30 protein-coding genes and 1 pseudogene are annotated in these 25,008 nt (G+C 66.6%); 12 read left to right on the top strand and 19 right to left on the bottom strand.

Features of this window, described 5'->3' with window-relative positions:
* Positions 1-72: 72 nt before the first annotated feature.
* The gene (locus KZ810_RS05520) at positions 73-378 is read right to left on the bottom strand and encodes a glycine zipper 2TM domain-containing protein (protein WP_219767998.1); all 306 of its coding nucleotides are present in this window, start codon (positions 376-378) and stop codon (positions 73-75) included.
* Positions 379-528: 150 nt separating this feature from the next.
* On the opposite strand from KZ810_RS05520, the pseudogene KZ810_RS05525 reads away from it, so the two are divergent.
* Both KZ810_RS05525 and KZ810_RS05530 read left to right on the top strand, forming a co-directional pair.
* Positions 529-1,239: pseudogene (locus KZ810_RS05525) on the top strand (NAD-dependent deacylase).
* Positions 1,236-1,655 carry a PaaI family thioesterase gene (locus tag KZ810_RS05530; RefSeq protein ID WP_219767999.1) on the top strand — a complete coding sequence of 140 codons (420 nt, stop codon included), beginning with the start codon at positions 1,236-1,238 and terminating at the stop codon, positions 1,653-1,655. The pseudogene KZ810_RS05525 and the gene KZ810_RS05530 overlap by 4 nt, the downstream one beginning before the upstream one ends.
* Before the next feature lies 1 nt (position 1,656).
* Here KZ810_RS05530 and era read toward each other — a convergent pair whose 3' ends face one another.
* The 3 genes from era to dnaK all read right to left on the bottom strand — a co-directional run bounded on the left by era (position 1,657) and on the right by dnaK (position 5,720).
* Positions 1,657-2,559, bottom strand: coding sequence for a GTPase Era (gene era, locus KZ810_RS05535; protein WP_219768000.1), 903 nt, complete (start codon positions 2,557-2,559; stop codon positions 1,657-1,659).
* Positions 2,560-2,573: 14 nt separating this feature from the next.
* On the bottom strand, positions 2,574-3,692 hold the full coding sequence (gene dnaJ / locus KZ810_RS05540) for a molecular chaperone DnaJ (RefSeq protein WP_219768001.1): 1,119 nt from the start codon (positions 3,690-3,692) through the stop codon (positions 2,574-2,576).
* Between the two features lie 117 nt (positions 3,693-3,809).
* A complete protein-coding gene (gene dnaK, locus KZ810_RS05545; RefSeq protein WP_219768002.1) occupies positions 3,810-5,720 on the bottom strand; it encodes a molecular chaperone DnaK in 1,911 nt (636 codons plus the stop codon).
* 164 nt (positions 5,721-5,884) lie between these two features.
* On the opposite strand from dnaK, the gene KZ810_RS05550 reads away from it, so the two are divergent.
* Genes KZ810_RS05550 through KZ810_RS05560 form a run of 3 tightly spaced genes read left to right on the top strand, consistent with a single transcriptional unit; the run spans position 5,885 to position 7,256 of the window.
* Positions 5,885-6,328 carry a copper chaperone PCu(A)C gene (locus tag KZ810_RS05550; protein ID WP_219768003.1) on the top strand — a complete coding sequence of 148 codons (444 nt, stop codon included), beginning with the start codon at positions 5,885-5,887 and terminating at the stop codon, positions 6,326-6,328.
* Positions 6,328-6,798 (top strand): vgr related protein, encoded by a 471-nt coding sequence (locus tag KZ810_RS05555; RefSeq protein ID WP_219768004.1) that lies wholly within the window; start codon positions 6,328-6,330, stop codon positions 6,796-6,798. The genes KZ810_RS05550 and KZ810_RS05555 overlap by 1 nt, the downstream gene beginning before the upstream one ends.
* Positions 6,799-6,812: 14 nt before the next feature.
* Positions 6,813-7,256 carry a hotdog fold thioesterase gene (locus KZ810_RS05560; protein WP_219768005.1) on the top strand — a complete coding sequence of 148 codons (444 nt, stop codon included), beginning with the start codon at positions 6,813-6,815 and terminating at the stop codon, positions 7,254-7,256.
* A gap of 49 nt (positions 7,257-7,305) precedes the next feature.
* Here KZ810_RS05560 and KZ810_RS05565 read toward each other — a convergent pair whose 3' ends face one another.
* From KZ810_RS05565 to pgi, 4 genes are all read right to left on the bottom strand, one after another.
* On the bottom strand, positions 7,306-7,857 hold the full coding sequence (locus KZ810_RS05565) for a fasciclin domain-containing protein (protein WP_219768006.1): 552 nt from the start codon (positions 7,855-7,857) through the stop codon (positions 7,306-7,308).
* Between the two features lie 200 nt (positions 7,858-8,057).
* Positions 8,058-9,407, bottom strand: a complete 1,350-nt coding sequence (gene gor / locus KZ810_RS05570; RefSeq protein ID WP_219768007.1) for a glutathione-disulfide reductase — start codon at positions 9,405-9,407, stop codon at positions 8,058-8,060.
* A 64-nt stretch (positions 9,408-9,471) separates the two neighbouring features.
* Positions 9,472-9,852: a DUF4174 domain-containing protein gene (locus tag KZ810_RS05575; protein ID WP_308461498.1), complete on the bottom strand. Its 381-nt coding sequence runs from the start codon at positions 9,850-9,852 to the stop codon at positions 9,472-9,474.
* Positions 9,849-11,354 (bottom strand): glucose-6-phosphate isomerase, encoded by a 1,506-nt coding sequence (gene pgi / locus KZ810_RS05580; RefSeq protein ID WP_219768008.1) that lies wholly within the window; start codon positions 11,352-11,354, stop codon positions 9,849-9,851. Before pgi ends, KZ810_RS05575 begins: the two co-directional genes overlap by 4 nt.
* A gap of 129 nt (positions 11,355-11,483) precedes the next feature.
* Here pgi and lepB point away from each other — a divergent pair, with 129 nt between their 5' ends.
* The 4 genes from lepB (at position 11,484) to KZ810_RS05600 (ending at position 14,312) form a co-directional block, all read left to right on the top strand.
* A complete protein-coding gene (gene lepB, locus KZ810_RS05585) occupies positions 11,484-12,299 on the top strand; it encodes a signal peptidase I (RefSeq protein WP_219768009.1) in 816 nt (271 codons plus the stop codon).
* The gene (rnc, locus tag KZ810_RS05590) at positions 12,296-12,991 is read left to right on the top strand and encodes a ribonuclease III (RefSeq protein WP_219768010.1); all 696 of its coding nucleotides are present in this window, start codon (positions 12,296-12,298) and stop codon (positions 12,989-12,991) included. Before lepB ends, rnc begins: the two co-directional genes overlap by 4 nt.
* Positions 12,992-13,125: 134 nt before the next feature.
* A complete protein-coding gene (locus KZ810_RS05595; RefSeq protein WP_219768011.1) occupies positions 13,126-13,422 on the top strand; it encodes an EthD family reductase in 297 nt (98 codons plus the stop codon).
* Positions 13,419-14,312 carry an alpha/beta fold hydrolase gene (locus KZ810_RS05600; RefSeq protein WP_219768012.1) on the top strand — a complete coding sequence of 298 codons (894 nt, stop codon included), beginning with the start codon at positions 13,419-13,421 and terminating at the stop codon, positions 14,310-14,312. The genes KZ810_RS05595 and KZ810_RS05600 overlap by 4 nt, the downstream gene beginning before the upstream one ends.
* Before the next feature lie 93 nt (positions 14,313-14,405).
* On the opposite strand, the gene KZ810_RS05605 is transcribed toward KZ810_RS05600, so the two are convergent.
* The 6 genes from KZ810_RS05605 to KZ810_RS05630 form a co-directional block, all read right to left on the bottom strand.
* Positions 14,406-15,047 (bottom strand): opacity protein, encoded by a 642-nt coding sequence (locus KZ810_RS05605; protein ID WP_219768013.1) that lies wholly within the window; start codon positions 15,045-15,047, stop codon positions 14,406-14,408.
* A gap of 311 nt (positions 15,048-15,358) precedes the next feature.
* Positions 15,359-15,640 (bottom strand): HNH endonuclease signature motif containing protein, encoded by a 282-nt coding sequence (locus KZ810_RS05610; RefSeq protein ID WP_219768379.1) that lies wholly within the window; start codon positions 15,638-15,640, stop codon positions 15,359-15,361.
* A gap of 190 nt (positions 15,641-15,830) precedes the next feature.
* Positions 15,831-16,424, bottom strand: coding sequence for a hypothetical protein (locus KZ810_RS05615; RefSeq protein ID WP_219768014.1), 594 nt, complete (start codon positions 16,422-16,424; stop codon positions 15,831-15,833).
* A gap of 749 nt (positions 16,425-17,173) precedes the next feature.
* Entirely contained in the window at positions 17,174-18,223 is a 1,050-nt protein-coding gene (locus KZ810_RS05620; RefSeq protein WP_093005379.1) for a ribonucleotide-diphosphate reductase subunit beta, read from the bottom strand.
* A gap of 5 nt (positions 18,224-18,228) precedes the next feature.
* On the bottom strand, positions 18,229-18,450 hold the full coding sequence (locus KZ810_RS05625) for a hypothetical protein (protein ID WP_219768015.1): 222 nt from the start codon (positions 18,448-18,450) through the stop codon (positions 18,229-18,231).
* Entirely contained in the window at positions 18,447-18,680 is a 234-nt protein-coding gene (locus KZ810_RS05630; RefSeq protein ID WP_219768016.1) for a hypothetical protein, read from the bottom strand. The genes KZ810_RS05625 and KZ810_RS05630 overlap by 4 nt, the downstream gene beginning before the upstream one ends.
* Positions 18,681-18,760: 80 nt before the next feature.
* On the opposite strand from KZ810_RS05630, the gene KZ810_RS05635 reads away from it, so the two are divergent.
* Entirely contained in the window at positions 18,761-19,009 is a 249-nt protein-coding gene (locus KZ810_RS05635) for a DUF2171 domain-containing protein (RefSeq protein ID WP_219768017.1), read from the top strand.
* Between the two features lie 791 nt (positions 19,010-19,800).
* Here KZ810_RS05635 and KZ810_RS05640 read toward each other — a convergent pair.
* The 3 genes from KZ810_RS05640 to lipB all read right to left on the bottom strand — a co-directional run bounded on the left by KZ810_RS05640 (position 19,801) and on the right by lipB (position 21,823).
* Positions 19,801-20,484 (bottom strand): hypothetical protein, encoded by a 684-nt coding sequence (locus tag KZ810_RS05640; protein ID WP_219768018.1) that lies wholly within the window; start codon positions 20,482-20,484, stop codon positions 19,801-19,803.
* Positions 20,485-20,783: 299 nt separating this feature from the next.
* Positions 20,784-21,068, bottom strand: a complete 285-nt coding sequence (locus KZ810_RS05645) for a hypothetical protein (RefSeq protein ID WP_219768019.1) — start codon at positions 21,066-21,068, stop codon at positions 20,784-20,786.
* 89 nt (positions 21,069-21,157) lie between these two features.
* On the bottom strand, positions 21,158-21,823 hold the full coding sequence (lipB, locus tag KZ810_RS05650; RefSeq protein WP_219768020.1) for a lipoyl(octanoyl) transferase LipB: 666 nt from the start codon (positions 21,821-21,823) through the stop codon (positions 21,158-21,160).
* Between the two features lie 190 nt (positions 21,824-22,013).
* Between lipB and KZ810_RS05655 the strand changes: the two genes are divergently transcribed.
* Positions 22,014-22,838, top strand: a complete 825-nt coding sequence (locus KZ810_RS05655) for a hypothetical protein (RefSeq protein ID WP_219768021.1) — start codon at positions 22,014-22,016, stop codon at positions 22,836-22,838.
* Positions 22,835-23,581 carry a hypothetical protein gene (locus KZ810_RS05660; protein ID WP_219768022.1) on the top strand — a complete coding sequence of 249 codons (747 nt, stop codon included), beginning with the start codon at positions 22,835-22,837 and terminating at the stop codon, positions 23,579-23,581. Before KZ810_RS05655 ends, KZ810_RS05660 begins: the two co-directional genes overlap by 4 nt.
* Here the strand turns inward: KZ810_RS05660 and KZ810_RS05665 are convergent.
* Positions 23,551-24,144 (bottom strand): GNAT family N-acetyltransferase, encoded by a 594-nt coding sequence (locus KZ810_RS05665; protein WP_219768023.1) that lies wholly within the window; start codon positions 24,142-24,144, stop codon positions 23,551-23,553. The genes KZ810_RS05660 and KZ810_RS05665 overlap by 31 nt on opposite strands.
* A gap of 5 nt (positions 24,145-24,149) precedes the next feature.
* Entirely contained in the window at positions 24,150-24,992 is an 843-nt protein-coding gene (hemF, locus tag KZ810_RS05670) for an oxygen-dependent coproporphyrinogen oxidase (RefSeq protein ID WP_219768024.1), read from the bottom strand.
* Positions 24,993-25,008: the final 16 nt, after the last annotated feature.

Consider the following 25,008-nt stretch of genomic DNA (forward strand, 5'->3'; position numbering starts at 1 on the left):
AACGGGTGCGGTTCGCCGGAGAGAACCGCACCCGTCCAATTCGGTTGCATTCAGCCGAAGATCAGTTGCCGATCAGCGGCAGCGACGATCCCCGCTGCGCTCGATCTCGCGACCCGCGAGCGCGCCACCCGCACCGCCCAGCAGCGTGCCGAGCGTGCGGTCGCCGCGTGTGTCAATCGTGCGGCCAACTAGCGCGCCTGCGACGCCGCCGACGACCAGACCGGTCGTGCCGTTCGGCTTGCGGCAACGCAGCCGTCCGTCGTTGCCGCGCCACTCGCGGTAGGAATGACGCTTGCGCGCGTCGGCGTCATGCGTCGTCGCGATCAGGGTCGGCAGCACCATGGTGGTCGCGCCAAGGGCAAGCATGAAGTTACGCATCTACAGTCTCCCGGTGTGATTGCTGTTGGGGGTGTAACGACATGAAAATGGCACGGGTTGCATGAACCAGAAACAACGTGCCGTTCATCGTCATGTCCGATCTCCACGTCGGCGCTGGCAACCGCGGATCACGCGCATTAGGCTTGCCCAATGCCTGACATCCGCAACATCGTGGTGCTGACCGGCGCCGGTATCTCGGCCGAAAGCGGCATCGCGACCTTCCGCGGGCCCGGCGGCTTGTGGGAGGGCCACCGCGTCGAGGACGTTTGCACGCCCGAGGCGCTGGCGGCCGACGCGGCGCTCGTCCACCGCTTCTAAAATGCGCGCCGCGCCGCGCTCGACGATGTGTCGCCGAATGCCGCGCATCACGCGCTAGCCCGGCTCGATGCAGCGTGGACGGGTGATCTGCTTATCCTGACGCAGAACGTCGACGACCTGCACGAACGTGCCGGGACGACGCGAATGCTTCATATGCACGGCGAGTTACGCTCGGCGCTCTGTGCGCTTTGCGGTATCCGCCACGAGTGGGCGGGCCCGCTGCCCCCCGGCGCATCGTGTCCGGATTGCGGTGAGGATGCCTTGCGACCCGACATCGTCTTCTTTGGCGAGATGCCGTATCAGATGGACCGGATCGAGCGAGCCTTGGCCGAAGCCGACCTGTTCGTTTCGATCGGGACGTCGGGCGCGGTCTATCCCGCCGCCGGTTTCGTCCAGACGGCGGCGCACTATGGCGCGCGCACGCTGGAACTCAATCTTGAACCCTCGGCGGGAAGCCGCTGGTTCGAGGAAACGCGTTCGGGGCCGGCGGGTGTGCTGGTGCCCGCGTGGGTTGATGAGATGATCGGGGAGCGCGCGCGATGAGCGGAAACGTCGGTGAGCTCGGCCGAACCCTCGGGCTGATCCGGGTGGTCGAGATGGACCCCGCCGGGCGCGCGCGGATAGAATATCTGGCGGGCACACATATGTGCCACTCGGGCGGCGTGGTGCAGGGCGGATTTGTCACCGGCTGGATCGACGCTGCGATGGCGCACGCCGCGATTGCGATGGCAGGCGAGGGGGTTACGCCGATGTCGCTAGAGTTGAAGGTCAGCTTCTTCGCGCCGGCCCGGCCGGGTAAGGTCGTCGCCGAAGGCTGGGTCGAGCGGCGCGGGCGCTCGACCTGTTTCTTCGAGGGGCGGTTGACCGACGTACAGGGAAAGGTGCTCGCCAAGGCGTCGTCGACCGTGATGCTCGCCGACCGCGCGCGCGTGGAGGCGAGCGCGGCGGCGGCACGCTAGCTCAATCGACCCAGTCGAGCCCCAGGTCGCGGTAGACGCTGCGATCCTCATCCCAGTCGGGCTTGACCTTGACGTGCAGGTACAGATGCACCGGGCGGTCGAGCAGCACCGCCAGTTCGGCCCGCGCGCGCGCGCCGATCTCGCGGATGCGCGCGCCGCCTTTGCCGAGCACGATCGCGCGCTGCGTCACGCGCTCGACAAGGATCTGCTGGTGGATCTCGGCCGACCCGTCGGCGCGTTCCTCGAACTTCTCGGTCTCGACCACGCTGGCGTAGGGAAGCTCGGCGTGAAGCTGGAGATAGAGCTGCTCGCGCGTCACCTCGGCGGCGAGCGCGCGCTCGCTCGCGTCTGATACCTGGTCCTCGGGATAGTGCCACGGTCCGACGGGCATCGCGGCGGCGAAGGCGTCTTTCAACTCCTTCACCCCGTCGCCCGTCTGCGCCGATATGAAGAAGGTCTCGGCGAACGGCAGCAGCGCGTTCAGCCGCTCGGCGTGGAGCAACAGCTTGGGCTTGTCCGCCAGATCGACCTTGTTGAGCACAAGATAGATCGGTTCGCTGCGGCCTTTCAGCGCCTCGGCGATCTCGGTCACCTTGGGGCCGAGCCCGCCCTTCGCATCGACTACCAGTGCAATGACGTCCGCACCCTCGGCGCCGCCCCACGCCGCGGCGACCATCGCGCGGTCGAAGCGGCGTTTGGGCTCGAAGATGCCGGGGGTATCGACCAGCAGCAACTGCGTCTCGTCGCGCAGCGCGACCCCCATCAGCTTGGTGCGCGTCGTCTGCGCCTTGGGGCTGACGATCGCGACCTTCTGCCCGACGAGCGCGTTGACGAGGGTCGATTTGCCCGCGTTGGGGGCGCCGACGATCGCGACGAGGCCGCAGCGCTGCGCGGGTGTAATCATTTCCGAAATCTCGCTCACTCCCCGGCGAACGCGCTCTTGAGCCGCGAAAAGAACCCCTGGCTCTGCGGGCACTCCTCGCCCGTCTCGGTCTCGCGGAACAGTTCGAGCAACTCGCGCTGGCGCGTCGACAGCTTGGTCGGCGTCTCGACGTCGATCTGGATTACCAGGTCGCCGTGACCACGGCCCTGCAACACCGGCATGCCGGCGCCGCGCTGGCGCAATTGCTTGCCCGACTGGATGCCCGCGGGGATGCGGATTTCATGCGTGCGGCCGTCGAGCCCGGGGATCGACATCGTGCCGCCGAGTGACGCGGTCGTGAAGCTGATCGGGGCGTGCGCGAAGAGCGTCGTGCCCTCACGCTCGAACAGATTGTGCCGTTTGACGTGGAGAAAGATGTAGAGGTCGCCCGGCGGCGCGCCGCGCGCGCCCGCCTCGCCTTCGCCGGTCAGGCGCACGCGCGTACCCTCGTCGACCCCCGGCGGCACGTTGACGCTCAACGTCTTGGTCTGCTCAACCCGGCCCTCGCCGCGGCAGTCGCTGCATGGCGTATCGATCACCTCGCCCGAGCCGTGGCAGGCGGGGCAGGCGCGCTCGACCACGAAGAAGCCTTGTTGTGCGCGCACCTTGCCGTGACCCGCGCAGGTCTTGCACTGGTGCGCATGGGTGCCGGGCTTCGCGCCCGAGCCATGGCACGTGTCGCACGCAACCGAGATGTCGACGGTGATGTCGGTCTGCTTGCCGTGATACGCTTCCTCGAGGGTGATCTCCATGTCGTAGCGCAGATCGGCACCGCGACGCTGCTGGCGCCCGCCTTGCTGACGCCCGCCCATGAATTCGCCGAAGACGCTCTCGAAGATGTCGGAGAAGCCGCCGAAATCCTGCGGTCCCGCGCCACCGCCGCCCTGCTGGAACGCAGCGTGGCCGAAGCGGTCGTAGGCCGCGCGCTTCTGCGGGTCCTTCAGGCAATCGTACGCTTCGCTGACGGCCTTGAACTTGGCCTCGGAATCCTTGCAGCCGGCATTCTTGTCGGGATGATACTTCATCGCGAGCTTGCGGTACGACGACTTGATCGTCGCCGCGTCCGCGGTGCGCTCGCATTCGAGCAGTTCGTAATAATCGATCGTGGTGCTCATGCCGGCCTCTCGAGGCTCTTTCCCGCAACGGAGGAAAGAAATGGGGGGAGGGCGATGGCCGTGATCGGCGCCCGCCGCTCCCCCAGCCCGCCCCGGTGAGGGGGCGGGCGAACGCGCTTACTTGTTGTCGTCGACTTCCGAGAATTCGGCGTCGACCACGTCGTCACCGTCCTTCTTGGCACCGCCCGCTTCGGCGTCGCCGCCCGGGCTCGCCTCGGACTGCGCCTGCTTCTCGTAGATCGCCTGGCCGAGCTTCATCGCAACCTGCGCCAGCGCCTGCGCCTTCTCGTTCATCGTATCCGGATCGCCACCCTCGACCGCGGTCTTGGCCTCGGCGATCGCCGCCTCGATCTCGCCCTTCAGCGACGCGTCGACCTTGTCGCCGTTGTCGGCGAGCTGACGCTCGGTCGTGTGAATCAGGCTCTCGGCGTTGTTCTTCGCCTCGGCTGCGGCACGGCGCTTCTTGTCCTCTTCGGCGAAGCTTTCGGCGTCGCGCACCATCTGGTCGATGTCGGCGTCGGACAGACCCCCCGATGCCTGGATGCGGATCTGCTGCTCCTTGCCGGTGCCCTTGTCCTTGGCACTGACGTTGACGATGCCGTTGGCGTCGATGTCGAACGTGACCTCGATCTGCGGCACGCCGCGCGGCGCCGACGGGATGCCGACCAGGTCGAACTGACCCAGCAGCTTGTTGTCCGCCGCCATCTCGCGCTCGCCCTGGAATACGCGGATCGTCACCGCCTGCTGGTTATCGTCCGCGGTCGAGTAGGTTTGCGACTTCTTGGTCGGGATCGTCGTATTGCGATCGATCATGCGCGTGAACACGCCGCCCAGCGTCTCGATGCCGAGCGACAGCGGCGTCACGTCGAGCAGCAGCACGTCCTTGACGTCACCCTGCAGCACGCCCGCCTGGATCGCGGCGCCCATCGCGACGACCTCGTCCGGGTTGACGCCGGTGTGCGGGTCCTTGCCGAAGAAGTTCTTCACCACTTCGCGCACGCGCGGCATGCGGGTCATGCCGCCGACCAGCACCACTTCGCTGATGTCGTCCGCCTTGACGCCCGCGTCGGCTAACGCCTTCTTGCACGGCTCCAGCGTGCGCTTGATCAAATCCTCGACCAGACGCTCCAGGTCCGCGCGCGTGATCGTCTTGACCAAGTGCTTCGGGCCATTCTGGTCCGCAGTGATGAAGGGCAGGTTGACCTCGGTCGACGCCGCCGAGCTGAGTTCGATTTTCGCTTTTTCCGCGGCTTCCTTCAGACGCTGAAGTGCGAGCTTGTCCTTGGTGAGGTCGATGCCCTCGTCCTTCTGGAATCCCTGCGCCAGATAATCGACGATCTTGTTGTCGAAATCTTCGCCGCCCAGGAAGGTGTCGCCGTTGGTTGCCTTCACCTCGAACACGCCGTCGCCGATCTCGAGGATCGAGACGTCGAACGTGCCGCCGCCGAGGTCATAGACCGCGATCGTCTTGCCGTCCTGCTTTTCCAGCCCGTATGCGAGCGCCGCCGCGGTCGGCTCGTTGATGATGCGCAGCACTTCGAGGCCCGCGATCTGGCCGGCGTCCTTGGTCGCCTGGCGCTGCGCGTCGTTGAAATATGCCGGAACCGTGATGACCGCCTGGGTCACCGTCTCACCGAGATAGCTCTCGGCGGTTTCCTTCATCTTCTGAAGCGTGAACGCGCTGATCTGCGACGGCGAGTAATCCTTGCCGCCCGCATTGACCCACGCGTCACCGTTCTGGCCGCGCACGATCTTGTACGGAACTAGCTCGGTGTCCTTCTTGGTGACGGGATCGTCGAACCGGCGACCGATCAGGCGCTTCACCGCGAAGATGGTGTTGTCGCCGTTGGTGACCGCCTGGCGCTTCGCCGGCTGGCCGACCAGCCGCTCGCCGTCCTTGGCGAAGGCGACGATCGACGGCGTGGTGCGCGCGCCCTCGGCGTTCTCGATCACCTTGGGCTTGCCGCCCTCCATCACCGAGACGCACGAGTTGGTCGTGCCGAGATCGATACCGATAACTTTTGCCATGAGTGCTTTGCCTAGCCCCTACAACGATGAAAAAACATGCAAGTCACGCCCCGTTACGGCAGCGCAACCCTTCGTGTCTGGGGGCGATATAGGTGCCGCACTCCTTGCCGCAAGATTTCTGCCCGACTAGGCGGGGCGCGTTGTTCCATCGCCGGAGAAATTTCGTGACCAAAGGCTTGTGGGCGGTTCTGACGGTCGCGGCGATGACCGCGGCGTGTGCGAAGATCGAGACGCCCGCCGCCAGCGACGCGTGGATCCGGCTCGCCGCCGTACCCGGGCGGCCCGCGGCGGGCTATTTCACGCTCCACGGCGGCAAGGCGGACACGCGGCTGGTCGGCGTCACTGTCGCGGGCGTGCCGCGGGTGGAACTCCACCTGTCGCGGATGACCGCGGGGGACATGATGACGATGGACGCAACACCGTCGGTCGATCTCCCCGCGCGCGCGACGCTGCCGTTCGCGCCCGGCGGACGCCACGCGATGCTGTTCGACGTGCCCGCCGCGCTCGCACCGGGCAAGACCGCGACGATGACGTTCCGCTTCGCCGACGGGGAAACCGCGGTCGCCGATGCAAAGGTGGTCAGCGCCGGGGGGGGCGGGCCGGAATAATGGCCGGCGATCCCGCCGCGCGCGAGCTGACGCCGGGCGAGGTCAACCTCGCGCGTTCGGTCTACGGCGACACGATCGACTACGCGCAGGTGCGGGTATCGAACCGCAAGTGGATCTTTTTTCAGCCGCGGGACACCGTCATGGCGCCCGCGGGCACGATCCACTTCCATCCCAAGGGGGGCCTGTGGCGCGACGATTTCGCGCACGCGTCGCTCGGCGAGCAGGGATTGTTCGTCCACGAGATGTGCCACGTCTGGCAGCATCAGCGCGGCGTCTACCTGCCGCTCGCGCGGCACCCCTTCTGCCGCTACGATTACACGGTGAAGCCCGGCTGGCCGCTCGCGCGCTATGGGCTCGAGCAGCAGGCGGAAATCGTCCGCCACGCCTTTCTGCTGCGCCGCGGCGCGCGGGTAGCGGGCGCGCCGCCGCTGGTGCAGTATGAGACGATCCTGCCGTTCGGCACGGCCTGAAGGGGATGCGCGCGATGATCTGGCACGACGGACTTCCCGACCTCGCGCAACTGACCAAGCTCGGCGAGGGCAGTATGCCGGGCTTTCTCGGCATCGAGTTCACCGAGGTCGGTGACGACTGGATACGCGCTCGAATGCCGGTGAACGAGCGCACGAAGCAACCTTATGGCCGACTACACGGTGGTGCCTCGGTGGTGCTGGCGGAAACGCTCGGTTCGGTCGCCGGCGCGATGACGGTCGATCCGGCGCAGTTCGGCGCGGTGGGGCTGGAGATCAACGCCAACCACGTGCGACCCGCGGGCGACGGCTATGTCTACGCGACCGCCCGTCCCGAGGCGCGGGGGCGAACCACGCAGATCTGGTCGATCAGGATCGAGGACGAGGCGGGAAAACTCGTCTGCATCTCGCGCTTCACCCTCGCGGTGATTCCGCGTGATCGCGGCGCGGTCGCGATGTAGAAAAGAGGTGCGGGCAGGGGAGGCGTGCAACCCCCGCCCGCGCGAATCATCACGGCATCAGCACGGTGTCGATGACGTGGACGACGCCGTTCGACTGCATCACGTCCTTGGTCGACACGACCGAGGTGCCGCCCTTTGCATCGGTCAGGATCAGGCGCCCGCCGGTCATCTTCGCGGTCAGCGGCTCACCCTGCACCGTGGTCAGCGTCGCGGTGCCGCCGCCCGCCTTGATCGCGGCTGCGATATCCTTCGACGTCATCGTGCCCGAGACCACGTGATAGGTCAGAATGCTGGTGAGCTGCGCCTTGTTCTCGGGGCGCGTCAGCGTGTCGAGCGTGCCTGCGGGCAGCTTCTTGAACGCTGCGTCGGTCGGCGCGAAGACGGTAAACGGACCCGGGCCGCTCAGCGTGTCAACCAGCCCGGCGGCCTTCACTGCAGTGACCAGCGTGGTCAGGTTGTTCGCGGTCGAGGCATTCTCAACGATCGTCTTGTTGGGGTACATCGCCGCGCCGCCGACGCGCGGGTTGGTCTTGGCGATCGCGGGCGCACCGACGATCAGAGTGGCGGCGGCCATCGCGCCGAGCATCTTGTTGCGTAGCATGATCCATCTCCGGCTCGACCATCGAGCCCGCGCAGATACGATCGAAACGGCCGGATTGATGCAGGTCAATGTGTAATTTGGTTGCTAAAGCGGGATGAGATCTAGCGCGATTAGGCCACGCCGTCAGACAGACGAGCTACGCTCGCCCGCTGTCCAACGTGGCATGTCCTGCGATTGCTTACCCAATCACAGGCTGCCCGCTACTTCAGCAGTACCAGTTCCTCGGCCATCGTCGGGTGGAGCGCGACGGTCGCGTCGAACTGCGCTTTCGTGAGCCCCGCCTTCACCGCGACGGCGGCGGCCTGGATGATTTCGGGGCAGTCGGGGCCGATCATGTGGATGCCGACGACGCGGTCGGTCTCGCCGTCGCACACCATCTTGTAAAGCGCACGCTCGTCGCGGTTGGCGAGCACGTTCTTCATCGGGCGGAAGTCGGAGGAATAGACGCGCACCGAGCCGAGCTTCGCGCGCGCCTCCGCCTCGGTCATGCCGACCGCGCCGATCGGCGGGTGGCTGAACACCGCTGAGGGCACGCAGTCGTAATCGACGCGCGTCGCCTTTCCACCGTACAGATTGTCGGCGAACGCCTGCCCCTCGCGGATCGCGATCGGGGTCAGCTGAATGCGGTTGGTCACGTCGCCGACCGCGTAGATCGAGGGGCAGGTCGACCGATTGTCCTCGTCGACCTTGATCGCGCCCAGCTTGTCGACCTCGACGCCGGCACTTTCCAGCCCGAGCCCGCGCGTGTTGGGCAACCGCCCGGTCGCGAACATCACCGCGTCGACCGTGACGGGCTCGTGGTTCGACATGCTGACCGTCAGGCAACCGTCGTCGCCGCGCTCGATCCCCTGGAACGTTGCGTCGAAGCGGAATTCCAGCCCCTTCATCATGCTGATCTGCAGCAGACGGTCGCGGATTTGCAGGTCGTAGCCGCGCAGGATCTCCTTGCTGCGGTTCATCAGGATGACGTGCGCGCCAAGCTGATGGAAGATGCCCGCGAACTCGTTGGCGATATAGCCGGCGCCAGCGATCAGGATGCGCTTGGGCACCGCCTCCAGATGGAATGCTTCGTTCGAGGTGATGCCATATTCGTGGCCGGGGCATTCGGGCACCATCGGATGCGCGCCGACCGCGATCAGGATCGTCTTCGCGGTCTTCTTCGTGCCGTCGGCCAGCGTCACCTCGTTCGGACCCGACACGACCGCGCGCTGATGAATGATCTCGCCGCCGCTATTCTCGATCGTCGTCGTATAAGCGCGATTGATCCGGTCGACCTCGTCGAAGACGTTCGCGGTCAGCGTCTTCCAGTCGAAGGCGCACTGGTCGGGGACCTGCCAGCCGAACCGCTTCGCATCCTTCAGATCCTCGGCAAAATGCGCGCCGTAAACGAGCAGCTTCTTGGGCACGCAGCCGCGGATGACGCAGGTGCCGCCGACACGGTATTCCTCCGCCACCGCAACTCTCGCGCCGTGCGCTGCGGATACGCGCGCAGCGCGCGTGCCGCCCGAGCCCGCGCCAATGACGAACAGGTCGTAATCATAGTCGGGCATGTCACTCGTCCTGGTCTATGGGGCGCTGTATGTCGCCGCTCGTACCGCCGCCGGGCAGATCGCGCTAGCGCTGCCCCGCGCGCCGCATCGGCATCGCGTCGATCCGCCTTTGCAGTTCATCAGCCGTGACCGGCTCGCCCGAGCGCAGCGCGACATGGCCATCCTTGCCGATCAGGACCAGCCCGAAACGCGCGGTCGGCAGGCGCAGCCGTGCACGCAGGGTGGCCGCGGTGTCGCGCGCGCCGTCGACCCGGTCGCCGATTACCTCGACCACCTGCACGTCACGATCCTCCGACTGCCGCTTCCACCCCCGAAGGGTGCGGCGCTGCGCGGTTAGCGCAGGGTCATTCACAATCGGCGCGGCGACGACGAGCACGCGGCGCTGCCACCGCATCTCAGCAACGCTCGGCATGCTCGCGGCCACCGCGACGAGCGCGAGGATCACGCCTCGTCGTCGCCGCCGAACGCGCGCGCGATCAGGTCGTCGGTCGAGGGGTCGAAATCACCGCCGCCCTTTGCCGCCGCCTTCGCCATCTCCTTGCCCAGCTCGACACCGAACTGGTCGAAGGAATTGATGCCCAGCAGCACGCCATTCACGAACACTCGGTGTTCGTAGAAGGCGATCAGTGCGCCGAGCGTGCGCGCATCCAGCCGGTCGAGCAGCAGCGTCGAGGACGGCCGGTCGCCGGGATAGGCGCGCGCAGGGTCATCGGGGTTGGCACGCCCCTTCATCAGTGCGGCCCCTTGCGCGAAGGCGTTGAGCAGTAGGTTCTTGTGATGATCCTCCGACAGCGTGTCGCCCGCCTCGATCACTGCCAGAAACTCGACCGGCACCAGATGCGTGCCTTGGTGGAGCAATTGGAATACGGCGTGCTGCGCGTCGGTTCCGACGCCGCCCCAGGTGATCGGCGACGTCGGGCGGCCGACCGGCTTGCCGTCGACGGTCACGCCCTTGCCATTCGATTCCATCTCAAGTTGTTGGAGATAACTCGGCAACAGCCGCAGCCGCTCGTCATAGGCGAACGGCGCCCGCGTCTCGGCACGGCGGACCTGGGTGTAGTAAAGGTCGGCGAAGGCGGCGAGCGCGGGGGCGTTTTCGTGCAGCGCTGAAAGGCGGAAATGGCGGTCCATCTCGGCCGCGCCTTCCAGCAGTTCCTCGAACTGGTCCCAGCCGAGCTTGATCGCGGCCGGAAATCCGATCGACGACCATAGCGAGTAGCGTCCGCCGACACCCTCGCCGAAGGGCACGACGCGCGTCTCGTCGACGCCCCATTCGATTGCCTTGTCGGGCGCGGCGGTGACCGCGACGACGCGGCCGTACGGGTCGGTCACGCCCGCACCCTCCATCCAGGCGATGACACTCTCGGCGTTCATCATCGTCTCGGTGGTGGTGAAGGTCTTGGACGCGACCACCAGCAGCGTGGTGGCGGGGTCGAAGCGGTCGAACACGTCCTCCAGCGCCATGCCGTCGACGTTGGAGACGATCGCGACGTCGTAGCGGTCACTGTCACGCCCCAATGCGTCGACCAGCAGGTGCGGGCCCAGCGCCGACCCACCGATCCCGACGTGGAGGATGTGGTTGACCGGCCCGAACGCTTCCGCCTCGATCGCGTCGATCAGCGCGCGCATCCGCGCATGATAGGCGCCGGCGCGCGCGACTGAGTCCGGGTTGCCTTCACCACGCTCGGCGGTGTGTTCGACCGGGCGATCCTCGGTCACGTTGACGTGCGCGCCGGAGAACATCGCCTCGCGCTTGCCCGCCAGGTCGCTTTCCTTCGCGAGGCGCTCGAACGCCGCGATCATGTCGGGCGTCAAATGCGTCTTCGCCCAGTCGAAATGGATGCCCGCGACGTCGAGCGTCAGCTTGGCGAGCCGATCGGGATCGGCCGCGAACAGCGCCTCCAGTCGTTCCTGCGGCAGCGCCTCGATTGTCGACCAGTCAGCCATCGTTTCTCGTCCTGCTAGGGAAATCCGTCCGCCGCCCGAACGGGCGAGGCGCATCAAGGGTCCAAGGCCAGGAACGTCGTCCCAAACGCGCCGCTTGACGTGCACCGCCGCTTGCGCGACCGGGCAGTCATGGCCACCAGCACCCCCGCGGGCAAGACCGCTGCTTCGGAAACCAAGGAAACGCTCCGCTTCCTGCTGAAGCTCGCGTTGTTCGTCTTCATCCTGCGTTCGTTCATTTTCGCGCCGTTCTCGATTCCCTCGGAATCGATGCTGCCGCGGTTGCTGATTGGCGACTATCTCTTCGTGTCGAAGTGGAATTACGGCTATTCGCGCTGGTCGCTGCCGTTCGGTGTGCCGCTGATTCCGGGGCGCATCTTCGCCTCCGATCCGACGCGCGGCGACACGGTCGTCTTTCGCAGCATGGAGCCCGACGACCACGACGTGATCAAGCGCGTCATCGGCCTGCCCGGCGACACGGTGCAGATGCGCCGCGGGCAATTGTTCCTGAACGGCAAGGCGATCCCGAAGCAGCGCGTCGCCGATTTCGTCGTGCCGATCTCGCCCAACTTCCCCGAGGACAAATGCGGCACGCAGTTTCAGGACGTCGGCGCGGACAACAAGCCGATCTGCCGCTATCCGCAATTCCGCGAGACGCTGCCGAACGGTCGCAGCTACTTGGTGATCGATCAGGAATATATTCCGATCGCCGACGACACGCCGGTCTACCGCGTGCCGGCGGGTGACGTGTTCCTGATGGGCGACAACCGCGACGACAGCGCCGACAGCCGTTTCGCCCCGCCCGAGGGCATGGGCTACATCCCGATGGAGCGGATCGAGGGCAAGGCAATCGTCAACTTCTGGTCGACCGATGGCTCGGTCGAGTGGATCAAGCCGTGGACCTGGGTGTCGGCGGCACGGTGGAGCCGCATCGGGGAGGGCTTTTGAGCGACCTCGCCGACTGGATCGAGGCGCGGCTCGGCTATCGCCCGCTCGAGATCGCACCCTATGAGCGCGCGCTGACGCATTCGAGCCACGTCGGCGACAGCTACGAGCGGCAGGAGTTTCTGGGCGACCGCGTGCTGGGGCTCGTCATGGCCGAATGGTTGTTCGAGACGTTCCCCGACGAGCCCGAGGGCAATTTGTCGAAACGCTTCAACGCGCTCGTCACCGGGTCGGTCTGCGCCGCAGTGGTGCGCGACCTGGGTGTCGCACCGTATCTGCGGCTGGGCAAACAAGCCCGCGACGATGGCGCGGCGGCGAGTGACAATGTGCTGGGCGACGTAATGGAGGCGCTGCTCGGGGCACTTTACCGCGAGCGGGGGCTGGATGCGGCGCGCGACGTCGTGCGGCGGCTGTGGGCCGATCGCATCCATGCTGGTGGCGCCGCGCCGCAGCATCCCAAGTCCGCGCTCCAGGAATGGGCCGCCGCCAACCGCCGCGCGACCCCGGCGTACGAGGTGACCGACCGTTCCGGCCCCGGCCACGCGCCGCGTTTCACCGTCCGCGTCGCGGTCGGCAAGGACGAGACGAGCGCGACGGGCACCAGCAAGCAGGAGGCGGAAACCGCCGCCGCCGCCGCGCTGCTCGACACGCTGCGTGCTCAGACGCCGCCGCTCAAACGACGCCGACGTATCTGACGCCGACGTCGCTGTTTACGCCCGACCGCCGCACGTCATCGCCGTTGCACCCGGCGTAAGTCCAGTTATGCTGACCACCCGTCGGCGCCGCACCGGGCGGCGCGCGGGTTTGGGAGCGCGCGCTTATGGTGACCATGACCATTGCTTACCCTTATGACGCCGATCAGCCGTTCGATGAGGCCTATTACAACAGTCGCCACATGCCGCTGGTCCGCGAGGTGTGGGGCGATGCGGTGAGCGACGTCGCGGTCTATCACGCGCTCGCCGGGCTGACGGGCGATCCTGCCTTCTCGACGGTGGCGCTGGTCGAGTTCACATCGATGGAGGCGTTCCAGAAGGCGATGGCGAACCCGCGGACCGCCGAGGTGAACGCGGACGTCGCGAACTTCACCGCGGTCAAACCAAACATCCAGCTCAGCCGCCGGGCGTGAGCCCGAGCTGGACTCCCGCCGCCGACAGCGGGATCACGCAGCGCACGGTCGCCGCCAACGGATTGACGTTCGAGGTGGCGGAGGCGGGGGCGGGCGACCATTTGACGCTGTGTCTTCACGGTTTTCCCGAGCTCAATTTCTCGTGGCGCTACCAGATGCCGCTGCTCGCCGAGCTGGGCTACCGCGTCTGGGCGCCCAACCAGCGCGGCTATGGCGCCTCGTCGCGGCCGATCGGGGTCGAGCAGTATAGCGCCGACCGTATCGTCGCCGATGCCGCCGCGCTGTTCGATGCGAGCGGCGCGCACAAGCTGACGCTGGTGGCGCACGACTGGGGCGGGGCGATCGCGTGGATGTTCGCGATCAACCGGGTCCGCCCGGTCGAGCGGCTGGTGGTGATGAACCTGCCGCATCCGATCTGTTTCGCCGAGGCGTTGAAGCATTGGCCGCAGCGGCGGCGGAGCTGGTACATGGCGGCGTTCCAGCTGCCGTGGCTGCCCGAGGCGGCGCTGACTGCGAAGGACGCCGCCGCGATCCGCCACGCGTTCCGCGGCATGGCGGTCGACAAGTCGCGCTTTCCCGACGAGGTGCTCGACGTCTACGCCGCCGCAGCGCAGCGGCCGGGTGCGGCGAGCGCGATGGTCAACTGGTACCGCGCCGCGGCACGCCACCGTGACCGCATGGCGCTGTCGAACGGCGGGCGGGTCGAGGTGCCGACGCTGATCGTCTGGGGCGAGGAGGACAGCGCGCTGGGGCTCGAGACGCTGAACGGGACCGAGCGGTTCGTGCCCGACCTGACGATCCGGCGGCTGCCGGGCGTATCGCACTGGGTGCAGCAGGAAGCGCCCGAGGCGGTCAACGCGATCCTTGCCGACTGGCTGCCGCGCGGCTGACGGATACGAGTGGGGGAGCGGAACCCTGCGGTCCCGCTCCCCCGGAAAACCACCGCGCGCTACGCAACCGGCGCGGGGTTCGTGATCATGCGATCAGAAGTGGGTGACGATACCCAGCGTCGGGCGGAAGCTGTGCACCCAGCCGAACGACGACACTTCGCCGCGCAGACGGAAGCCGGCGTTGCCGGTCAGACCGCCGAGACCGATGTCCTTCGGGCCGACTTCGAAGCCGACGCCGTAGGTGACATCGTCATAGTCGCGGTTGGTGTTCACGCGCTTGTCGAAGTTGACCCACTGGTAGCCGACCTTGCCGTAGAACAGGCCGCTCTCGCCAGCGCGGAAGCCGAAGCGGCCCGCGGCGCCGTATTCCCAGTCGATGTCGCCCGACACGCCCTTGGCGACGTTACCCTCGGCGCCGATGAAGAAGGCGTTGAGCGGCACGTTGAAGCCGACCAGACCCTCGACCAGCGAACCGTTCAGCTTGTCGCGACGGTTGACGGGGGGGATGCCTGCCTTGTTCGGCTCGCTGTCGAACTGCTCCCAGCCGCCACGAATCGCGAAATACGGATCGATGCCGAACGCGCGCGTGCCGTCGGGCGCGGTCGCCGTGTCGGTCGTGGTCGTCTGACCATAAGCGGTGTCGGTGGTCGACGGATAGGACGCGTCCTGCGCGAAGGCAGGGGCAGCGGCGAGAGCGGACACGGCAACGGCCGTCGCAAGAACGAGCTTACGCATGATGAACCTCGGTATAGTTTTATCTGTTTTATCGGGGGTGACTGCGTTTCGAAGCAGCGTACCCGAGGCCCACGTAACCGGCGGATGCTGACAGGGTTGCGCAAATCGACGCGTGCCCGCCGAGTAAATCGGAAGTGTGGCCGGAACGACACGCTTTCTTGCGAAATGATGAACGGGGTTGCCACAAAGCTGCCGCACCCGAACGCGCGCGCCACAAAGCCGCCGCACCGCGCCTTGTTCCGCCATGCTCGGCTCCCCCGCGTCGCGCGCGGCGAATCGGTGATCGACGCGCGGCACGCGTCGGTACGGGGTCAGCGTGCGCGTCTGGTCGGCGCGTGGAAGTCGGGCGGCTTGTCCGCGATCCAGCGCAGGAACCGCGCCATCACCGGCACGTCGCGCAACGCATCGAGCGTACCCGCGACCGCCAGCGCGCGATTGTCGGCGGCGGCGTGGATCGCGCGGTGGCAGATCGGATGCACCGGTGCGGTATGCGTGCCGCCCTCGCTCTTGGGGACGACGTGGTGCCATTCGACCTTTACCCCCAGCGGCCGGCCGCACAGCGCGCAGACAGGCGGCGGCGCGGCGCGGGCGATGAGCGCTTCCGCCTCCGCCAGCCCCGCCTTGCGCTTCACCCGTCCCGCCACCGATCCTCCCTGGCTGTGCGGGAAGCAGACGCGCGGTGCGGTGCGCGGGTTGCATTGCGGGATCGACGCGGTGCGAGGCGGCGCGGAAAGTCACTAAAGTCACACCCCTACGCATGTGCGCGCGCGCGAGCCCGCAGCCTCAGGTATCCTCCTCCAGATCGCCCGGCACCTCGGGGAAGAAATCGCGCGACACCACCGGCACCATCTCGCACGCGTGGTCGCCGAGCGCGCCGAGCGAGCGCTGGAAACTGCCGCGGGCGGCATCGGTCATCGCCTCGAACCCGTCCCAGCGGTCGCCAGGCTTGCCCGCGGGGAGCAGATGCTGGAGCAGGAACACGAGCAGCCGGTCGCTCGGCTCGCGCGTCTGCTGGACGAGTTGTCCTTCCTTCCAGATCTCGCGAACGGTGCCGCGCGTCGCGCGCTCGAACGCGAGCGTCGTCAGCCGCACCGTCGCGATCTTGAGCGCCTGATCCCAGGTGCGCGCGAAATCCTCCGCATCGGGCCGCGCGCGCAGGCGATAGGCCGAGCGCGACGACACGCGCGCCTCGCGGCACGCGTTGCTGACCGACCCCGTCTCCGCCAGCACGACGAGAAAGGTACGCTGCCGCTCCGCGGTCCACCCATCGGCGCGTACGCGGACGGGAACGGGCGGGGGCAGCGGCAAGTCGGTGACGTTGTCGTGGACCGGTTCATGCTCGGACGAGCGAGCGGCGGCGGATCGGCGAGCGGCCATGTGTGTGCTCCGTGGTTATGGAGCGTGGGGAGGTATGCGGGGAAGGGGCGTGTAGGACAGAACTACTTGTCTTCAGTTTAATCTGATATGTATTCAGGCGCGACATCATCATGCAAGACGACAGTCCCTTAAAACAATATCGAAGGCGCTAAAACTTTCTAATTCTCCCGTTGCGGTAATAATGTCGTCGCGTGACAGAATTTCTAAACGGTCATGATCCTGAAGGAAATTTAGCCAAACCCCCTCAATTGTCGTGGAGCTGCCATCGTCTTGTAACGATACTCTTATTGCGGCCCCATCGTACGGGGGAGCGTAAACTGATTTCACCCGGCCTCGAACTGTCATGCATTTGCCAATGTATAAAGTCGCCAGTCGGTCAGCCTGCAGTGAGGTCCTGTCACGATAGATAGAGCGTAGTGTTTGGGGCGATAGTGCTTTATCAGAAGGCGGTGGTGCGGCAGTAGGACAAGTGTCACTCCGCTGCATTTCGTATTTTGAAGGCTTTACTGTTGTATTTGAGCTTACCACTATTCGCTCACCCACCTCCGGCGCGTGAGCGGAGGTGTCATCTCGCAGCTTCAGGCGATGTTCGAAATTATCAATGATTGAGCTGTAACGCCAGTCAAGTACTCGCCAAATTATTATTATGGCTAATATGACCGACGCATAAATGGGATGGGCGTCTTAAAGACGATAGCGAGCTGATTGAGAGCCTCGACGCCCATGTAATCCCCTCCAACGACGCTCTGTTATTCCGCCGCAACCCCACCAAACATATCCGCCTCGGCCACGACGTCCTCGTTCGCGGGCTTGGCGTCCTTCGCCTTCTTGCGCTTGTCGAACGCGTCCCAGACGTCGTTCCACTGGCCCTTGGTCGCGGCCTTCGAATATTCGGTCGCGCGGGTTTCGAAGAAGTTGGCGTGCTCAACGCCGTTGAGCAGCGGGGTGAGCCAGGGGATCGGGTGCTCGTCGATCATGTAGATCGGCTTCAGGCCCAATTGCCCCATGCGCCAGTCGGCGATGTAGCGGATGTACTTCTTGATATCCTTGGGCTTCATCCCCTCGACCGGGCCCATCTCGAACGCGAGGTCGATGAAATTGTCCTCGAGCCGGATCGTCGTCTGGCACACGTCGGCGATGTCGTCCTTGACCGCCTTGGTCAGGCACTGACGCTCGGCGCAGAAGGCGTGGAACATGCGGATGATGCCCTCGCAGTGGAGGCTCTCGTCACGCACCGACCAGCTGACGATCTGCCCCATGCCCTTCATCTTGTTGAAGCGCGGGAAGTTCATCAGCATCGCGAAGCTGGCGAAGAGCTGGACGCCCTCGGTAAAGCCACCGAACATCGCGAGCGTGCGCGCGATATCCTCGTCGCTGTCGACGCCGAAGTTCTGCATGTAATCATGCTTGTCCTTCATCTCGGCATATTCGAGGAAGGCGCCATACTCGCTCTCGGGCATGCCGATCGTGTCGAGCAGGTGGCTGTAGGCGGCGATATGGACCGTCTCCATGTTGCTGAACGCGGTCAGCATCATCTTGATCTCGGTCGGCTTGAACACGCGGCCGTATTTCTCGTGGTAGCAATCCTGCACCTCGACGTCGGCCTGCGTGAAGAAGCGGAAGATCTGCGTCAGCAGGTTGCGCTCGTGATCGGTCAGCTTCTGCGCCCAGTCGCGGCAATCCTCGCCCAAGGGCACTTCCTCCGGCAGCCAATGGAGCTGTTGCTGGCGCTTCCAGAATTCGAACGCCCAGGGGTATTCGAACGGCTTGTACTGCTTCGATGCGTGGAGGAGGGACATGGGGGTTACTCCGACAGGATGGTGTTGAGGTGGTGGCCGGCGACGCCGAGCGTCAGCGCGCCGAGGAAACAGTCGCGCGCGCCGGCGAGCGCGGCGCGGGTGGGGGCCAAGCCTCGCGGGTGCCGCGGCAGGTGGCGGCGGCGCAACTGCACGAGCCCGAGCGCGAACAGCAGCGCACCCGCGACCAGGAGCGCGGTCGTCGCGAACAGGGCGAGCGGATGCCTCACGACGCGGTGCCCTGCGCGTTCGGGGTTAACGAGTCTTCCGCGCTCCAATTGCGCATCGCGGTCGCGCTCATCGCCAGCACGACGCCGCCCGCGAGCAGCATGATGCCCGCCATGCGGAAGACGTAGACCTTGGCCGGGCCGCTCGGCCGCGTCAGCGCGAGGAGCAGCCCCGCGCCGACGAGCGCGAGGACGCCCGCGACCACGTACATGATGATGATCGACCAGCTCATGCGGCGCGCGCCGATGGCGATGCGACCAACCGCGCGATCGTGCGTTGCGCACCCGAACCCATCAAGCAAGGAGTGACACGATGGTCGACGCCAGCCAGATCAAGGAACATGCCGAAGTCATCGGCGCGGACGGCACCCATGTCGGCACCGTCGACCATGTCGAGGGCGACCGTATCAAGCTGACCAAGAACGATTCGCCGCAGACCCAGGACGGGCAGGGCGCGAAGCACCATTACATCTCGCTCGCCCTCGTCGCCGACGTGGAGGATGGCAAGGTCCGCCTGTCGGCGAACGGCGCCGAGGCAGTGCAGCTCGAGGAATCCGAGTAAGCGTAACCCGCGCGAGCGGTGACGTACGGCCCCGGTTCGCGTGCCCCGTGCGGGCAGGCGGGCCGGGGTTTTCGTTATGCGCGAGCCGCAACGCGACGGGCGGGACGAGCGATCGGCCGCCCGCGCGCACGACCGCAGCGCGCGCGCGTTCCGCGCGGCGGCAGGGATCGTGTCTCGGCTCGATTCGACCAACGGTTGCTCCCGGTGCGGCGCGGCGAAGGGGTTGCCGATGCGCTGTGCGATGATACGGGAAGCGCGCCTGCGCCGCCACCCCGCAGAGCGGCTGCGGGCATGGTTTTTCTGTGAACAAATTCGATATCTAGGTGTGGGTAAGTGAGTGACGCGCTAGATATGGTGTGGTGGGAACGGGGCGCGTTCGTGGCGCGAATCCTTGGTTGGCGGTCGATGTACCCGATCTGTTCGCGCGGTGGTGTGAGTCGCGGGTGACCGATGGGGCCGGGCGGGCGGCAAGGTAGGCCGCGATGGTCGCGCCAATTTGGAGCCAGGCGCCTGGCACGTCGATAGCGCAGGATCGATGACCCGCCGCTGCGACGTTATTGAGCGTGGCGTGGCGTGGCTTGGTGGCCTGAACACCCAGCATTAGCAGGGCTGCGCTGCTTACTGCGGCGGCCTGCTAGGTCGCGCTCGATGCAATTTTTGGTTCTAAAGTGCCGCCGTCGCGCGTCGCTCGCGGCAGGATCGTCGTTCGTCCTGGTGGACCAATGCCGCGCGCTAGTCAATCAGCCGGTCGTGAGGGCGGTGCTCGTCCGCCCCCTCGACCGTCGTCAGCGTCAGCGTGAGGCGTAGGCAACCGGGACGAGCGGGTCGCCGCAGCGCTTGACGTTATACTCGTTGCCCTTCCAGCAGACCTTTTCAAAGCGCGGCAGCGTTGCGGGCATCGGGCGGCCGACGCGGACGATCGCCTGGTCGCCCCACGGCGTCAGGCTGTTGCGCAACTCCCGCATCCGGTCGAGCGACAATTGCGTGAACTGCCCGCGCGGGCTGAACAGCGCCTCGCGCCCGATATCGCCCGCGGTGCGGCAGAAGTTGAACTGCGAATTGACCGTCGCGAAGCTCGAATAGGTGCGCGTGCCGAACTGGTCGAGCGCCTGCTGCCCTTCCTTCTTGGTCTTCGCGACACGCAAGAAATATTTGGTGAGCGTGTCGTACGACGACTTCAGCTCGGCCTCGTGGTCGGTCAGCAGCGCATTGTACTTGTCGACGGTCAGTAGCGTCGGCTCGAACTGGCATTGCAGCGCCGCGACGTTCAATGCCGCGCGCATGTTCCATGCGATGCCGGCGCGTTGCTCCGCCGCGGTCGCGCCGGGCAGGACCATGCCGACATCGGGCTCGCTGCCCGTGATCGCGGGTGCGCTCAGGTCCTTGTGCTGCAGGTAGAATTGCGCAGACGCCGATACGCTCGAAAACGCCAACACGGTTGCGGCACCCATGCCGACGAACCGAACCAACCCCATGTTCCGACACTCCTCACCCGCGCGCCCCGGCCGCGCCTTATGTGGTGCGCTTTTACCAATGTTGGTTAATCGCCCCAAGCGATTTCTGCCATGATTCCGCTGCGTTCCGTCGCAAAACGGAGACGCGATCGAAACGACCTCCCTGCGGATATCGTCGGCGGGTGGGGCCCGCGATCGATGCCGGCAAGCTTATGGGAAAAGCAGTCGCCGATCGGTCGCCACCTGTTTCAGGCGAGCAAAAGAAAAGGCCGCCCGGTCGCCCGGACGGCCTCTCGCTTCGTAAATGCCCTGGCGGCAGATTACATCGCGTTGGTCGTGGTCGTGGTGGTCATGGTGTTCGACATCATCATGTCGTTGCCGCCCATGCCAGCGCCCATCGTGTCGTTCGCCATCATGCCGCCGTTCATGCTGCCGTCGACGGCAGTCATGTTGTCCGACATGGTGTCCATGCCCTCGGTGGCGTTCATGTCGGTGATCATGGTGTTGTCGGTGGTGGTCTCGGTCTTCGAACCGCACGCCGAAACCGCGAGCGCGGCTGCTGCGAGTGCCGAGCCGGTCAGAACCTTGGTGATGATGGCACGCATGAATTTGCTCCCTAGACTGTAGATTTGGAGACCGTTGGGGTCGTGAATACCCAAATCGGCGTTAATGGTAATCGGTACGCGACCACCCCTCAAGCCTCGATTTCACCGTGACAAGAAAGGCTTTGGAGAAAAGGTCTGGCGGTGAACGCCAGCGCGGCGTCGAAGGTTGCACTGGTGACCGCTTTTTCAAGTGCTTGCGCGCTGGTGACCGGATAATCGGCGATCCCGCACGGGACGATGCCGCCGAAATGCGACAGGTCGGGGTGCAAATTGACTGCAAAGCCGTGCAGCGTGACCCAGCGCCGCACGCGGATGCCGATTGCGCCGATCTTGGCCTCCTGCCCTGAACGGTCGTGCGTCCAGATGCCGATCCGCCCCGGTGCGCGGAAGCCGTCGATCCCGACCTGGGCGAGCGCCGCGATCACCCAGCCCTCGACCGCGTGGACGAAGCAGCGCACGTCGCGTCCGCGTTTATTCAGATCGAGCACGAGATAGCCGACGCGCTGGCCGGGCCCGTGATAGGTGTAGCGCCCGCCACGCCCCGCGGGCATCACCGGAAAACGCGCGTCGACCAGCTCGGCCGGGTCCGCGCTCGTCCCCGCGGTATAGACCGGCGGGTGTTCGAGCAGCCAGATCAGCTCGCGTGCGCTGCCGGCGGCGACCGCGGCGGCGCGCGCCTCCATCTCCGCCAGCGATTGGTCGTACGGCGTCAGCCCCGGCGTCACGCGCCATTCGATATCGTCGATCTCATCCACGCGACCCAGATGCGATGCGGGGGCGGGCTTGGCAACGGGGCGGGATTGCGAAGGGGGGAGCGTGCGGCACCTGCCGCGTGCGGGTGATTGGCGGGGCGCGGCGGATCGGCTAGGCCGCGGCATATCGCCCCCGCGCCGTCGCGCGCGCCGGGGCAACGGGCGTCGGCGAGCAGGGGGAACGATGGTGCACATGGGGCTGGTCTGGGATCGCACGGTTGATGTGCTGCAGGGACGCAGCGGCATTCTCGCGCGGCTGGCGCTGTTGTTCTTCTTCGTACCGGGCGTCGTGAGCGCGGCCGTCGGTGCGTTCGCCACGCCCGCGACGCCGCTCGCCTTCGTCGCCTCGCTGGTGTCGCTGGCGGCCAGCGTGCTGCTGATCGCGGGCGTCCTCGCGGTCACCGCGGTGGCGAGCGACCCGGACGTCGACGCGGCGCGCGCGACAAGCATCGGGTTCCAGCGGCTGCTTCCCGCGATCGGCGCGATCGCGCTGGTCGTCGTCGCGGTGATCGCGATCGGGGTGCCGATCACGCTGCTGGTCGTCCAGTCGGGGGCGACCTTCGATCCCGCGACCGGGCGGTTCGATCTGGCGCGCGCGAGCGGCAGTGCGCTGAACCTCGCCGGCATCATCACGCTGATCGCGCTGGTCGTCGGATTGTGGGTGACCGCGAAGCTGGTTCCGCTGTTCGCGATCATCGTCAACGAGCGGCGCGGCCTCGGCGCCTTCGCGCGCAGCTTTCGGTTGACGCGCGGCTCGGCGTTGCGGCTGGTCGGGGTCGTCATCCTCTACGGCATCGTTGTGATCGTCGCGATGCTCGCGGCGACGTCGGTGACGGGCGTGATCGCGCGGCTGCTGCTCGGCGCGGACGCGGCCGGGGGCGTCGGCGTCGCAGTGGGTGTCGCGTCCTCCGCGCTGACCGCGCTGGCGACCGTCGTGCAGACGGTGTTCTACGCGCGCTTCTACGTCGCCGCGCGCGACCGCGAGGACGCCGCGCAGGACGCGCCGCTCGTTCAATGACGCTCACCTTCTCGCGGCTGCTCGCCGATGCCTGGTCGCTGTTCCGGCGTCAGGCAGACCTGATCCTGCGCATCGCGCTGCCGCTCGTCGTGTTGCCGGGCTTCGCGGTGCAGTTGCTGTGCGATCCGCTGCCGCCGCTGCCGCCTGCGCCGCGCGACCAGCCGATGCTGGAGGCGTGGATGACGCAGGTCGGCACCTGGGGGCAGACGAACGCGATCTGGTACCTGCTCGCCGACGCGGTCGGCGTGTTCGGGCTCGCGACGATCGCGGTGCTGCTGCTCGATCCCGATCGCCCCGTGGTCGCGGGGGCGATGCGAACCGCGGGCGCGCGCCTGGTACCGTTCATTCTCGCCAGCCTGCTGATCGCGGTGCCGGTCGGCGTCGGCATGTGGCTGTTCGTGCTGCCCGGACTATGGGTGCAGGGACGGTTGTCGGCGGCGATCCCGCTGCTCGCGCGTGCGCCGCGCCAGCGCGTGATCGCGGCGATCCGCACGTCGTGGCGCGCGACGCGCGGGCAGGGGTTCGCACTTGCCGGCGCGGTCGTGTCGGTGTTCCTGCTGCAATGGCTCGCGATCGTGCCGCTGCTGTCCGCCGACGAATGGCTGCGCGCACCGGGCAACGACAATCCGCTGGTGCTGAGCCTCGTCGACGGCGCGATCGCATTCCTCGGCGGGGCCTATCACCTCGCCGTGCTGATGATCGGGATGGCGACCTATATCCGGCTGGCGAGAAGGGGCAGCTGAGGCGCGGCGTCGGCGGGCAGCAGCCCGATCAGCCGCGGGTCGGGAAACGTCTCGATCGTGCGCCGGACCGCGACGAACCCTTGCGCGCGGTAGAAATTGAGCGCCGAGGGGTGGTCGAGCGTGCAGGTGTGGAGCGCGACGCGCGTCACCCCGGGCAGCCACGCGCGCGCCAGCGTCTCCGCCATCAGCCAGCGGCCCAGTTGCCGCCCCGCCAGTTCGGGCACCAGCGCGAAATAGCCGATCGTGCAATTGCCCGTGTGACGGAAGTCGAGCTCGACCATCCCAACCTCGACGCCGGCGGCATCGACCGCGGCGAATACCTGCACATACGGGTCACGGATGATCACGAGTAGAGCGGCGTCGTCGAGCGTCAGCCGCGAATACCATAACCAGCGCGCGCCGACGCGGCGGAACAGCGCGCGGTACTTGTCGGGCTCGGGTGCGGGCCAGCGCACCAGCCTGAGCGGCGCGGGCGGAATGGGGCGCAGCGGCGGGCGGCGCGTCATCTCCAGCGTGGTGACGATCGTCGCCAGCTCGCCCTCTGGCACGGGGATCAGCGCCATGCGCCTCAGTCCCAGTTTGCGACGGGCGGCAAGCTCATCAGGATCGCGTCGATGTTGCCGCCGGTCTTCAACCCGAACAAGGTGCCGCGGTCGTAGACGAGGTTGAACTCGGCGTAGCGCCCGCGCCAGCGGCGCTGCTCGGCCACGTCGTCGGCGGTGAAGGCATCGCTCATCCGCCGCCTGACGATCCGCGGATACGCGTCGAGAAACGCGCGCCCAACATCCTTGGTGAACGCCAGATCGCGCGCGAAGTCGTTCTCGAGGTGATCGTAGAAGATCCCGCCGACGCCGCGGTGGACCTTGCGATGGGGGATGTAGAAATAGTCGTCCGCCCATTCCTTGAAGCGCGGATAATAGCCCGCGTCGTGCTCGTCGCACGCGGATTTCAGCGTCGCGTGGAAGTCGGCGGTATCCGCCGCGACCGGCAGCGGCGGGTTCAGGTCGGCGCCGCCACCGAACCATTGCTTGGTGGTGCGCAGGAAGCGCGTGTTCATGTGCACCGCGGGGACGTGCGGGTTCGCCATGTGCGCGACGAGGCTGATGCCGGTCGCGAAGAAACGCGGATCCTCGCCCGCGCCGTGGATCGTGCGTCCGAATTCGCCCTCGAACGTGCCGCCCACGGTGGACACGTTGACGCCGACCTTCTCGAACACGCGGCCCTTCATCACGCCGCGTACCCCCCCGCCACCGGGTTCGCCCGAGGGATCGGCGCGGTCCCAGGAGATATAGGCGAACGTCGCGTCCGACCCCGCCTCGCGCTCGATCGCCTCGAATTCGGCGCAGATCAGGTCGCGCAGATGCTCGAACCAGGTGCGGGCTTGGGTCTGTTGGTCGTCGAGCTGGAACATGGGGCTAGCGCTTAGC

The organism is Sphingomonas citricola (assembly GCF_019429535.1).
Taxonomy (GTDB): domain Bacteria; phylum Pseudomonadota; class Alphaproteobacteria; order Sphingomonadales; family Sphingomonadaceae; genus Sphingomonas; species Sphingomonas citricola.

Excerpts from the sequence above, each read along its gene's own strand:
- gor (WP_219768007.1), bottom strand. The coding sequence starts at position 9,407 with ATGCCCGACTATGATTACGACCTGTTCGTCATTGGCGCGGGCTCGGGC.
- KZ810_RS05620 (WP_093005379.1), bottom strand. The coding sequence starts at position 18,223 with ATGTCCCTCCTCCACGCATCGAAGCAGTACAAGCCGTTCGAATACCCC.
- KZ810_RS05645 (WP_219768019.1), bottom strand. The coding sequence starts at position 21,068 with ATGCGTGCCATCATCACCAAGGTTCTGACCGGCTCGGCACTCGCAGCA.
- KZ810_RS05660 (WP_219768022.1), top strand. The coding sequence starts at position 22,835 with ATGACGCTCACCTTCTCGCGGCTGCTCGCCGATGCCTGGTCGCTGTTC.
- era (WP_219768000.1), bottom strand. The coding sequence starts at position 2,559 with ATGATTACACCCGCGCAGCGCTGCGGCCTCGTCGCGATCGTCGGCGCC.
- KZ810_RS05595 (WP_219768011.1), top strand. The coding sequence starts at position 13,126 with ATGACCATTGCTTACCCTTATGACGCCGATCAGCCGTTCGATGAGGCC.
- KZ810_RS05635 (WP_219768017.1), top strand. The coding sequence starts at position 18,761 with ATGGTCGACGCCAGCCAGATCAAGGAACATGCCGAAGTCATCGGCGCG.
- KZ810_RS05615 (WP_219768014.1), bottom strand. The coding sequence starts at position 16,424 with ATGGCCGCTCGCCGATCCGCCGCCGCTCGCTCGTCCGAGCATGAACCG.
- KZ810_RS05630 (WP_219768016.1), bottom strand. The coding sequence starts at position 18,680 with ATGAGCTGGTCGATCATCATCATGTACGTGGTCGCGGGCGTCCTCGCG.
- KZ810_RS05555 (WP_219768004.1), top strand. The coding sequence starts at position 6,328 with ATGGCCGGCGATCCCGCCGCGCGCGAGCTGACGCCGGGCGAGGTCAAC.
- dnaK (WP_219768002.1), bottom strand. The coding sequence starts at position 5,720 with ATGGCAAAAGTTATCGGTATCGATCTCGGCACGACCAACTCGTGCGTC.
- hemF (WP_219768024.1), bottom strand. The coding sequence starts at position 24,992 with ATGTTCCAGCTCGACGACCAACAGACCCAAGCCCGCACCTGGTTCGAG.
- KZ810_RS05560 (WP_219768005.1), top strand. The coding sequence starts at position 6,813 with ATGATCTGGCACGACGGACTTCCCGACCTCGCGCAACTGACCAAGCTC.
- KZ810_RS05665 (WP_219768023.1), bottom strand. The coding sequence starts at position 24,144 with ATGGCGCTGATCCCCGTGCCAGAGGGCGAGCTGGCGACGATCGTCACC.
- KZ810_RS05605 (WP_219768013.1), bottom strand. The coding sequence starts at position 15,047 with ATGCGTAAGCTCGTTCTTGCGACGGCCGTTGCCGTGTCCGCTCTCGCC.
- KZ810_RS05640 (WP_219768018.1), bottom strand. The coding sequence starts at position 20,484 with ATGGGGTTGGTTCGGTTCGTCGGCATGGGTGCCGCAACCGTGTTGGCG.
- pgi (WP_219768008.1), bottom strand. The coding sequence starts at position 11,354 with ATGGCTGACTGGTCGACAATCGAGGCGCTGCCGCAGGAACGACTGGAG.
- lepB (WP_219768009.1), top strand. The coding sequence starts at position 11,484 with ATGGCCACCAGCACCCCCGCGGGCAAGACCGCTGCTTCGGAAACCAAG.
- KZ810_RS05520 (WP_219767998.1), bottom strand. The coding sequence starts at position 378 with ATGCGTAACTTCATGCTTGCCCTTGGCGCGACCACCATGGTGCTGCCG.
- dnaJ (WP_219768001.1), bottom strand. The coding sequence starts at position 3,692 with ATGAGCACCACGATCGATTATTACGAACTGCTCGAATGCGAGCGCACC.
- KZ810_RS05530 (WP_219767999.1), top strand. The coding sequence starts at position 1,236 with ATGAGCGGAAACGTCGGTGAGCTCGGCCGAACCCTCGGGCTGATCCGG.
- KZ810_RS05655 (WP_219768021.1), top strand. The coding sequence starts at position 22,014 with ATGGGGCTGGTCTGGGATCGCACGGTTGATGTGCTGCAGGGACGCAGC.
- KZ810_RS05565 (WP_219768006.1), bottom strand. The coding sequence starts at position 7,857 with ATGCTACGCAACAAGATGCTCGGCGCGATGGCCGCCGCCACTCTGATC.